Here is a 12,033-nt window from a genome sequence, read left to right on the forward strand (position 1 = left end):
GTATCTAATATACAGATCTATTTTTACTTATACTAAGAGGGATTTTTTATATAAAAAAGTCTAACCCCTTTTATTTTAAAACAAAATAAAATACAGATCTCTTATCGATAGAATACTTAAAGATCTAAAGTCGTAAAAAACATCTTATTATTTTTAATATGTTTTTTCTCATAGGCTGAGAAATTATCTAAAATTTTATAATATTAAACTATAATTCTGAGTAAAAACTATATAATCATAGTTAAATAATACTTAGAAAAAATGCTTATTAAGTTTATTCTGAATTTTCCTTGAAATTTGAAAAATACTTTTTGAGCTCATCAGCATTATTTAATTTCCCAGTGTTTATCTCAAGTAAACTTGCTTGAAAATAATTTTCTATAGGCTCCCAAAATTTTTTTAATTTTTTTTTTAAATTAATTTCTGTATCAGCATACATATAATTCCATAGATACATCGCGCAAAGCGACTTAGCATTTAAGCTATGAGTTTTTACAAAATAATCTTCGACAGAAGATAATTGATTGGATTCAGTAATAAATCGAAATATATCACCCCCTGCATTATTAATTAATATAATGCGAAAACTCTTAGGTATATATATATTCCATAAAGCATTACTATCATAAAAAAAACTAATATCTCCTATGATTAATACTATGGGTTTTGGAGAGATTACTGCTGCTCCAATAGCTGTAGAAACACAGCCATCGATTCCAGATGTACCGCGATTAGCATAAGATATTACATTTTTTTTTCTTTTAAAAAGTTGTTGATAACGAATTGGTGTACTATTACCGAGATATAATAAATTTTTTTTAGGAATAGCTTTAAGAATTATTTCAAAAACTTTTAAATCACAAAAATTTACTTTAGAAAGAAATATTTTATGTTTTTTTTCGCACTTCTTACTTAGAATAGTCCATTTTTTACGAAAATTTGAATTTACGCAAGCCTTAGGTAATTTTTTTAAAAAAGTTTCTGCATCTAAGTTCCAATAAGTAGTAAGCGCATAATAAGTATCCGGTGGTTGTTCCGAAAAAGCGTTTTCCTCAACGTGCCAGTGGTACTTAGGAGTAGCATTTCTTAAAAAATTTTTAATCTCTTTAGAGATAATACTCTTTCCAAGAGTGATTAGTAATTCAGGATAAAAATCTTGTTTCTCTTTTTCAGTTATAGAATATATTATAGGATCTATAGACTCTATAAAATCTATCCCGTATGTATTTGATAAAGTCTCTGTTAATATAATTAAAGATTCATCGTTTAGAATTAGATTTTTTAAAATCTTCTCAAGACATAAAGAACGATTTCTCTGGCCTATAAGGATCATTTTTTTAGAACTACTTTCCCATATTTTTTGATATGGCCTTAATAAAGAATCTTTTATAGAAGACTTAAAAGAAGGTATTGTAATAATTTTAGGATGACGATCAATTTTATTTTTTACTTTATAAAGAGGGTCAGGAATTGGCAAGTTAATATGTACCGGTTTTTTAAATAAAAGTGCGGAGTTAATTGCCTGATTTACTAAATAATCATTATACCATAAACCTTTTTTTGAAAAATTTTCATCAAGCTGTACAAATTTAACAACATGCTCTCCATAGAGATTTTCTTGTTGAATAGTTTGGTTATCGCGAATATTTCTAAACTCTCTAGGACGATCAGCAGTGATAATAATTAAAGGAATACTCTGATAATACGCTTCTACAATAGATGGGTAGTAATTAGTAGGAGCTGAACCTGAAGTACAATTAAGTATAACAGCTTTTTTTAACTCTTGGGCCATACCTAGAGCAAAAAATCCAGCAGAGCGCTCATCTACTATACTATATGTTTTAAAAGAGGGATCTAATGTAAAATGAATAATAATAGGAGCATTCCTTGATCCAGGTGAAAGCACCGCATATAGGATATTATTGGCTTTTAGTATTTCAGCGATTCCTTCTACTATAGCATGAGTTGAAGACATATATTTATTTTTTAATACATTCCTCCATTAACATTAAGTATTTCAGCAGTTATATAAGAAGATAGGTCTGAAGCGAGAAAAAGAGCTGCTTTAGCAACATCTTCTGGAGTACCAGCCCTTTTTAAGGGAATATCGTTCAGCCAATTTTCAATAACTTTTTCATTCAATGAAGTCATCTGAGTAGCAATAAAACCAGGAGCAATAACATTACATCTAATATTTCTAGAACCTAGTTCTTTAGCAATAGATTTGGTAAAGCCAAGTATACCAGATTTTGAAGCAGCATAATTAGATTGTCCAGCATTTCCAGTGAGCCCTACTACCGAGCTTATATTAATAATCGATCCGCTTTTTTGTCTTATCATAGGTTTAATAGCTGCTTGCGTAAGAAAGAAAAATGCGGTGAGATTTGTATATAAAACTTCTTCCCAATCTTTTCGACTCATACGTAAAAGAAGATGATCCCGAGTAATCCCAGCGTTATTAACTATAATATCTAACCTTCCAGATTCTTTCACTACTTGTTCCACGAGCTTATGTGTGCCTTGTTCGTCGGTAGCGTTTAGTTGATAACCCTTTACATAAGGGTTAAAAGATTCCTCAATTTCATGAGCTTTATTAATAGAGTGACTATAGGTAAAATGAACCTGCGCAGATTGTTGAGCAAAAAGTTCAACAATAGCTTTTCCAATACCTCGTGATCCTCCTGTGATAATAGCAGTTTTGCCTTCTAAAATTTTCATAAAAAAATAGCTAAAATTCAGCTTATCTAATTCTCAATAATTTTTTTTGCAAGATTACAAATAAAAGAGAGTTGCTCTTGCATACTTAATAAACCATTGTCAATCTCAATTGCCTCTTGAGCCTTTTTTAAGGGAGCAATCTTTCTATTAGTATCACGTTTATCTCTTATAAATATACTATTTAAGACCTTTGAATAGCTGATATTTGGATTTTTCTGGTATATTTCCTCATAGCGGCGTTTAGCTCGAACGGATAAGGGAGCGTTGAGAAAAATTTTAAGCTCAGCTTTGGGAAATATCACCGTTCCTATATCCCTTCCATCCATTACAATACCTCTTTCTCTACCGGATGATCTTTGAAGATACATTAATTTTTCACGTACCTCAGGGAGTTCAGCCACTGAACTTACTATTTCGGTAATCTCCATACTATGGAGTTTTTTTTCTGCCTCTTTTGCATTAAAATCAATCTTATCAAGATCTAAATTACCACTAATTTGAAATTTAATATTAATATCTTTAAGTGAAGCAATTAACATACGCTTATCTAGCGTACCTTCTTTAAGAAGTCCTCTTTCAAGAAAAAATAAGCTTAATCTACGATACATAGCACCTGTATCTACATGGATGTAATTCAGCATTTTAGCTAACTGAGATGCTAAAGTACTCTTTCCACTAGAGGAAGGTCCATCTATAGCTATAATAATTTTTTTTATCATAATAAGTAAGGTTACTTATAATTCAAAGCGATAACTCAATAATTTATAATAAAGTTTAGCTGCTAGAAAATCTGTAGAGCGTTCTTGAGCATTAGGAGCAAGTTCTACGATATCAAATCCTACTACTTGTCTTTGTTCAAAAACTTTACGTAAAAATTTCAAAGAAACATACCATAATAATCCTCCAGGCTCAGGCGTTCCGGTAGAAGGTGCTATAGAAGGATCAAATGCATCAATATCTATAGTAATAAATACTTTTTCAGTTAAATTATCGATTGCTTTTTGCATCCAATTACCTTGTTCATCAAGAGAATGAGCGTAAAAAATCTTTCCTTTTTGTATGTATTTTTTTTCTTCGATATCCATACTTCGTATACCTACCTGAACTAAGGGGCCTTTATAACTACTTTCGTATAAGGCACAAGCATGATTATAAGGTGTGCCCTGATAATTTCTTCTTAAATCTGCATGCGCATCGAGTTGTAAAATGCTAAGTATTGGGAATCGATCTCTAAAAGCACGCAAACTGCCTATAGAAATAGAGTGCTCTCCTCCTATAAAAGTAACAAATTTTCTATAAGAGATATATTTTTTAGTAGTTATATAAATATTTTCTACCATTTCTTGAACGTTCTTGTTCTTTTTAAGAGTTGGTGCTATAAATATGCCTCTCTTATAAACTTCAGAGTCAGTTTCAATATCGTATAACTCCATATTTTCAGCAGCTTCTAAAAAAGCTTTAGGACCTTTATCAGCTCCTTTCCCCCAAGTACTAGTGTTATCATAAGGTATGGGAATTAATACAATTTTAGCATTCTTAAATTTGGCATATTCTCTAGAAATTCCTGCAAATGTTTTCATATCTATTTTTAATAACCTAGAATACTTAGAACTTCTTGTGGAGTCTGTCCATTTCTAAAAACCTCATAAGTAAGTTTTCTCTGCGCATCACGGTTGATTAATATATGTTTTGCTTGTGGGATTAAACAATGATGTACCCCCCCATATCCACCTATTGTGTCTTGATAAGCTCCTGTGTTGAAAAAACCTATGTAAAGCGAATATTTTTCATGAAAGTAAGGAAGATAAATAGCATTCATATGTTGTTCTGAATTATAATAATCGTCACTATCACAAGTAAGGCCACCTAAAAAAACACGTTCATAGGCATCCTCCCAACGATTAATAGCCATCATGATAAAGCGCTGACTTATAGCCCAAGTATCGGGTAAAGTAGTCATAAAAGAACTGTCAATCATATTCCATTTTTCACGATCATTCTGTCTTTTTTGGCTAAGGACTTTATATAGAATACCCCCGCTCTCTCCTACAGTGTAGGCGCCGAATTCTGTATATATATGAGGCTCTTCTACATTCTCTTCTTCACAGAACTTTTTGATTTGAAAAACAATTTCATTGATCATATATTCATAATCGTAATCAAAAGAAAGAGAAGTTTTTATAGGGAATCCTCCTCCTATATTAAGCGCTTGAAGCTCAGGCGCAATTTTTTTAAGACGAGCATAAATACGTAAACATTTAAAAAGTTCATTCCAATAATAAGAAGTATCTTTTATCCCAGTATTAATAAAAAAATGCAGCATCTTAAGTTCTACTTGATTATTATTTTTGATTTTTGCATTATAGAGAGGAATAATATCTTTATAACCAATACCTAAACGTGAGGTATAAAATTCAAATTTAGGCTCTTCTTCTGAGGCAATCCGTACACCTATTTTAAAAGGTCGATTGATTTCTGCTTCAAGTTGTTCAATTTCTAGAGCATTATCGAGGATAGGAATGGTATTTGTAAATCCTTCGTTAATCAAGTAAGCGATATTTTTTACATAACCCAATGTTTTAAATCCATTGCATATTACCTCTATATTTCTATCAATTTCCCTTTTTTTATAAAGATTGCGAACTATATCTATATCATAGGTATAAGAAATTTCGAGACTGATCCTATTCTTAAGTGCTTCATGAAGCACAAAAGAAAAATGAGAACTTTTAGTACAGTAGCAATAGGTATATCGATTTTTATAATTATTTTTGATAATTGCCTTTTCAAACCATTTTTTTGCCTGAGAAATATTTCGAGAAATTTTAGGGAGATAAGAAAATTGTAATGGGGTCCCATTTTTTTCTATCAGTTTCATGAGGGGTATACCATGAAATTCGAGCTGATTTTTTTTGATTTTAAATTCTTTGGTGGGAAAATCAAAAGTCTGATCAATAAGTTCTGAATAGCGAATTTTCATTTATGAACCATATAAATATTATATATATATTTTTATAAAGACGTAAAATTATTACTTTATCTAGTAAAAATTAAAAAATTATAAATATATTTTACTTAAAAGTAATGCTTAATATTTTAACTAATATTAGTAAGCGAGAGGGGCTATTTTTTTTTTGAAATCATTAGAAATTCTTTCATAAAATTTTCAATTTCGCCATCCATTACAGCATCTATAGAAGAAGTTTCATATCCTGTTCGTAGATCTTTCACGATTTTATAAGGATGCATTACATAATTTCGTATCTGAGATCCCCATTCTATTTTTCTTTTTTGAGCTTCTATTTCATCTCGCTTAGCATGGCGTTGCTGCAACTCTATTTCAAAGATTCTAGATTTTAAAAGTTGTAAAGCTTTTTCTTTATTTTGAAGTTGAGAGCGAGATTCGGTGTTTTCAATGACAATACCAGTAGGATGATGCCGCAAACGAACGCCTGTTTCTACTTTATTTACATTTTGTCCTCCTGCCCCACTTGAGCGAAAAGTTTCCCACAGAATATCAGAGTTTTTTACTTCTATTTTAATATTACTATCTATAAGCGGATAAACATAGACAGAGGCAAAAGAAGTATGTCTTTTAGCATTGCTGTCAAAAGGAGATATACGCACTAAACGATGTACTCCATTTTCTCCTTTAAGATATCCAAAAGCATAATCACCTTCAAACTCTAAGGTTATAGATTTTATACCAACTACATCGCCTGTCACGTGATGGATTTGAGTAATTTTATAGTCGTTTTTCCCTCCCCACATTAAATACATACGTACAAGCATAGCTGCCCAATCACAGCTTTCAGTCCCTCCGGCACCAGAAGATATTTGAAGCACTGCTCCTAACGGATCCTCTTGCTCAGAGAGCATATTTTTAAATTCAATATCTGAGAGAATTTTTTGAGTTTTTTTAGTCTGATTTTTTAATTCTTCAATGTTGCATTGTCCTTCTTTAAAAAACTCATAGAGCACTTCTAGATCCTCGAGAGATTTTTTAGCTTGTTGATAATTTTCCACCCATTTTTTACTAAAACGTAAATTTTTTAAAATACTCTGTGCTTGTAGCGTATCATTCCAAAAATCAGGAGCCACAGTTTTTTTTTCTTCATTGATAATATCTAAATCTTTACCTTTAATATCAAGACTTTGATAAAGTTTTTTTACACGCTCAGCTAGATCCCTAATTTCATCTTGGGTAATCATAAATTAAATATTTTTTAAATATATACTTAAAATAAGCTGTTCATGTATTATAAGATTTTATGGATACAATAAAATTGTATAGTGGTAATGAATTATATTATCCTTTTACCGTGAGAGATTTTTTTTGGATTTTAAAATATTACTTAAATATAGTTTACTTATTTTAAATGGTTAAAATAAATAAATAGATAATTAATAATTTAGTAATGAATATTTCCTTCTCTGTTATAACTATTTCTCTTTTAAAAAATTTTTCTTTAAAGAAATATATAACTATCATAAAACGAAACTTATAATTATTTTTCTTAAAGTTTTTAAATTATCAATCCATACGATTGATAATCAAATTATAAATTTGATAAAAAAGTAGTTATAGTTGCAAGTTATAAAAATTATTATGATCCTTTTAAAGGATAAAGAAGAGACTTAATTTCTGTAAATTCTCATGAAATTTTTCGGAAGACAATACCTTTTTCCTTAAAATAATCGACTAATAAAACACTTCCATCAGAAATTTCACCTGTGAGCATTTCTTTAGATAGTTCATTAAGTATTTTATCTTGAATCAGACGCTTAAGGGGGCGTGCACCAAAATAAGAATCATAACCTTTTTCACTTAAATACACTATAGTTTCTTCGCTTGCCTGTATAGTTATATTTTTATGAGCTAGGAGTTTAGTAAGTTCTTCGAGTTGTAAACGCACAATATCAGCGATTTCTTTTTTAGATAATGGGCTGAAAAGTACGATTTCATCTATGCGGTTAATAAACTCGGGACGTATAGTTTTTTTTAATAATCCTAATACATCTCTTTTTATCCCCTCTGTACTTTCATAATTTTTTTGATAATCTTCCTCCTCAAAATACTCATAAATCATCTCAGATCCTATATTGGAAGTCATGATAATGATAGAATTCTTAAAATTTACTGTTCGTCCTTTACTATCGGTAAGCCGTCCATCATCAAGTACTTGTAATAATATATTAAAAACATATGGGTGGGCTTTTTCAATCTCATCGAGTAAAATTACACAATAAGGCCTACGGCGAACTATTTCGGTAAGCTGACCTCCTTCATCATAACCTACATAACCTGGAGGGGCGCCTATGAGGCGACTTACTGCGTGTCGTTCCTGATATTCACTCATATCGATACGTACCATATGGTTTTCATTATCAAAAAGGTACTGAGCTAAAGTTTTAGCAAGTTCGGTTTTCCCTACTCCCGTAGTGCCTAAGAAAAGGAAGGAACCTATAGGGCGTTTTTTATCGTGAAGTCCTGCACGCGATCGTCGTATAGCATTAGAAATAGATTCTATAGCTATTTGTTGACCTATTACTCTTTTGTGTAATTCGCTCTCTAAATTTAAAAGTTTTTCACGTTCACTTTGTAGCATACTTCTTACGGGTATGCCAGTTGAACGGGAAACAACTTCAGCTATTTCTTCTCGTGTGACTTCCTCCTGAATCATTTTTTTCCCTTTATTTTTATTATGTAGCTGTTCTTCAAGATTCTTTACTTTTTCTTCTTCTTGTTTTATTTTGCCATATCTTAACTCAGCTACTTTCCCGTAATCCCCTATCCGTTCAGCTTGCTCAGCTTTTATTTTAAAATGTTCTATATTCTCCTTAGCTTTTTGTATCCCCTCTACAAGTTCCTTCTCGTGTTGCCATTGGGCATTGAGCTCTTTACGTTCTTCATTAAGTTGTGCTAGATCTTCCTTAAGTAAGGCTACTTGCTTATCATCATTTTCACGTTTAATAGCCTCTATTTGGATTTCGAGTTGCATAATTTTACGATCGAGAATATCAAGTGACTCAGGCTTAGAATTAATTTCCATTCGGAGTTTAGAAGCAGCCTCATCCATGAGATCTATAGCTTTATCGGGAAGAAAACGATCGCTTATATAACGTTGTGAGAGTTCTACAGAAGCGATAATTGCCTCATCTTTAATTCGTACTTTATGATGTGTTTCATATCTTTCCCTAATTCCTCTTAGGATGCCTATAGCTGATTCAAAATCAGGCTCATCTACATATACTTGCTGAAATCTACGTTCTAATGCCTTATCTTTTTCAAAATATTTCTGATATTCACTTAAAGTAGTAGCCCCTATTGCGCGTAGTTCTCCTCGTGCTAAAGCAGGCTTAAGGATATTAGCTGCATCCATAGCACCCTCACCACCTCCAGCACCTACTAAAGTATGAATTTCATCGATAAAGAGTATTACTTCCCCTGAAGACTGAATAACCTCTTTTACTACGGATTTTAATCGTTCCTCAAATTCTCCTTTATATTTAGCTCCTGCTATTAAAGCACCCATATCTAAAGAAAAAACATGTTTTTCTTTTAGATTCTCAGGCACATCTCTATTTATAATGCGATGTGCTAGACCTTCAGCTATTGCGGTTTTTCCCACCCCGGGTTCCCCTATAAGAAGGGGATTGTTTTTAGTACGACGCGATAGAATTTGCAAAACTCGTCGAATTTCTTCATCGCGTCCAATCACTGGATCGAGTTTGCCTTGGCGAGCAGCTTTATTTAGGTTTTTAGCGTATTTTTCTAAGGCATTAAAGATAAAATCTGAAGTTTGTGATTGAACTGGACCATTTTTTTTATGAATCTCTTCTATACACTTTTCAAAATCATTCTCAGTGACTCCCTGATCTTTTAAAAGGGCTGCTACACTATCTTTTCCCTGAAAGATAGCCCATAGAATATGTTCTACAGAGATAAAATTATCTTTGTTTTTTTCTGATAGTATTTGGGCTTGGTTGAGTGTTTGTATAACTTTTGAACTCCAATTTTGGCTACTGTTTCCACTTATGCGAGGGGACTCATTTAGTAGTCGATCAAGTTCTTGTTCTAAATTTTGAATATTTACCTGAAGTTTTTTTAATAAAAAAGGAGTTATGTTATCATCAGTGTCGAGAATACCCTTGAAAAGGTGGATATTTTCAATTATCTGATGATTTCGATCCTGAGCAATACTTTGAGCCTTTTTTAGGGCTTCTTGTGATTTTATTGTGAATTTATTTAGATTCATAAGACAGATACTATTTCTTATCAGTTTTTTTGTAAAAAACTTTATTGAGACCCCTATGCAGGGGGTCTCAATAAAGTAAAGATAATAAAATATTGTAATATAATTAGATAAAGCATGTGCGGGTTTTTAAGTTAAACCTATAGTAAATCGGGTTTTAATAGGTGCATTTTCGGCTGCCTCAATACCTTTACTTATCCAAAGACGGGTTTCAACAGGATCAATGATGGCATCACTCCACAAACGAGCAGCTGCGTAATAAGGGGAACTTTGTTTTTGATAATCCTTCTGAATAGTATAGAATTGTCCTTTATTAAGGATTTTGTCATCATGAGATTTTCCATGGGAATTTTGTGTTTGTGATAATACTCGAGCAGCCTGTAGACCTCCCATAACGGCTAATTCTGCAGAGGGCCACGAAAGGATTAAACGTGGATCGTAAGCTTTCCCACACATAGCGTAGTTGCCTGCTCCATAAGAATTTCCTATTATGACAGTAAATTTAGGAACTATTGAGTTAGCTACAGCATTGATCATTTTCGCGCCATCTTTTATAATTCCCCCCTGTTCAGATCGAGATCCTACCATAAATCCTGTAACATCTTGTAAAAACACTAACGGTATTTTCTTCTGATTACAATTAATGATAAATCGTGCTGCTTTGTTAGCTGAATCAGAATAAATAACCCCTCCAAATTGTATCTCACCTTTTTTATCTTTGACCAGATTACGCTGATTTGCTACAATACCTATAGCCCATCCTTCTATACGGGCATAGCAACAGATTAGTGTTTTGCCATAAAGTGATTTATACTGATCATATTTGCCTTCATCTACTAGATGTTCGATAACTTCGTGCATATTGTACGGTTCTGTGCGACTTATAGGTATAATCCCATATATTTCCTCTATAGGTTTAAGTGGGGGAAGAGGGGTTTTTCTGTTAAATCCGGTTTTTCCCCCAACACCTACTTTCTCCATTATATTTTTGATTTTATCAAGAGCCTCCTTGTCATCTTTCACCTTATAATCAGCGATTCCCGATAGCTCGCAATGGATAGAGGCTCCCCCTAGGCCTTCATTATCAGTAATTTCTCCTATAGCGGCTTTAACTAGATAAGGACCTGCTAAAAAAAGGTTAGATGTATTTTCAACCATAATTATCTCATTGCTCATCACAGGTAAGTAAGCTCCGCCGGCAACACAGCTACCCATAACTGCTGCAATTTGGATAATACCTAACGCATTCATGCGTGCGCTATTGCGAAAAATGCGTCCAAAATGTTCTTTATCAGGGAAAATATCTGCTTGCAAAGGGAGATAAACTCCAGCGCTATCTACTAGGTAGATAATAGGTAGATGATTTTCAATAGCTATTTCCTGAGCTCTTAAATTTTTTTTGACGCTCATAGGGAACCAAGATCCTGCCTTTACTGTAGCATCATTGGCTACTATTATACAAAGATGACCGCTTATATAACCTATCTTTACAATGACGCCTGCTGAAGGGCAACCTCCTTGTTCATTGTACATTTCATAACTGCACAAGGCTCCGATCTCTATAGAATCTGGATGAGTATCTAGCAAGTAATTAATGCGCTCTCTAACGTACATCTTTCCCTTTTCTTTTTGCTTTTTAATTTTCTCTTCTCCTGTCCCTTCATAGATTTTTGTAAGACGATCATTAAGTTTTAATATGAGAGATTCGTAGTGAGTTTTTCTTTCTTTAAAGAGCCTGTTCATTAATCAATTTACTTGGAGTGGTTTTTTATGAATTTTGATTTTATATCAAGAAGAATGTTTAAATATTACCCTTATACTAAAAATATATGAATACCCTATAGATAAAGGCACTAAAAAATAGTATGTAACTCCCTACCTACCCCCCCCTTCCCCCTCCTAATAAAATTAATTGTCTTCTAATTGGTGGATTACGTATATTTTTAATCAAGGAGAGCCAATAGAGCTTTCGTTTTTTTTGATCAATATTATTTCCCTCTGTTACTAAAATACCTATATCCGATATTTAATACAGAGTTTTAATTCTCATTTAATAGAA

General features: G+C 32.3%; 8 protein-coding genes. All 8 read right to left on the reverse strand.

The features are described from left to right. Nucleotides 1-274 precede the first annotated feature (274 nt). Complete coding sequence (menD, locus tag ACUBP5_RS02660; RefSeq protein ID WP_482168108.1) at nucleotides 275-1,975, reverse strand: 2-succinyl-5-enolpyruvyl-6-hydroxy-3-cyclohexene-1-carboxylic-acid synthase; 1,701 nt, start codon at nucleotides 1,973-1,975, stop codon at nucleotides 275-277. Between the two features lie 11 nt (nucleotides 1,976-1,986). Continuing rightward, nucleotides 1,987-2,718, reverse strand: a complete 732-nt coding sequence (fabG, locus tag ACUBP5_RS02665) for a 3-oxoacyl-[acyl-carrier-protein] reductase (RefSeq protein WP_482168109.1) — start codon at nucleotides 2,716-2,718, stop codon at nucleotides 1,987-1,989. A gap of 26 nt (nucleotides 2,719-2,744) precedes the next feature. Next, entirely contained in the window at nucleotides 2,745-3,437 is a 693-nt protein-coding gene (cmk, locus tag ACUBP5_RS02670) for a (d)CMP kinase (RefSeq protein ID WP_482168110.1), read from the reverse strand. Between the two features lie 15 nt (nucleotides 3,438-3,452). Further along, nucleotides 3,453-4,304, reverse strand: a complete 852-nt coding sequence (gene speB, locus ACUBP5_RS02675) for an agmatinase (RefSeq protein ID WP_482168612.1) — start codon at nucleotides 4,302-4,304, stop codon at nucleotides 3,453-3,455. A 2-nt stretch (nucleotides 4,305-4,306) separates the two neighbouring features. Beyond that, entirely contained in the window at nucleotides 4,307-5,698 is a 1,392-nt protein-coding gene (locus tag ACUBP5_RS02680; RefSeq protein WP_482168111.1) for a type III PLP-dependent enzyme domain-containing protein, read from the reverse strand. 143 nt (nucleotides 5,699-5,841) lie between these two features. Beyond that, entirely contained in the window at nucleotides 5,842-6,930 is a 1,089-nt protein-coding gene (prfB, locus tag ACUBP5_RS02685; protein WP_482168112.1) for a peptide chain release factor 2, read from the reverse strand. Nucleotides 6,931-7,373: 443 nt separating this feature from the next. Further along, on the reverse strand, nucleotides 7,374-9,977 hold the full coding sequence (gene clpB, locus ACUBP5_RS02690; protein WP_482168113.1) for an ATP-dependent chaperone ClpB: 2,604 nt from the start codon (nucleotides 9,975-9,977) through the stop codon (nucleotides 7,374-7,376). A 126-nt stretch (nucleotides 9,978-10,103) separates the two neighbouring features. After that, nucleotides 10,104-11,717 carry an acyl-CoA carboxylase subunit beta gene (locus ACUBP5_RS02695; protein WP_482168114.1) on the reverse strand — a complete coding sequence of 538 codons (1,614 nt, stop codon included), beginning with the start codon at nucleotides 11,715-11,717 and terminating at the stop codon, nucleotides 10,104-10,106. Nucleotides 11,718-12,033: the final 316 nt, after the last annotated feature.

The sequence above is a fragment of the Candidatus Insignibacter tubulum genome (assembly GCF_056790205.1).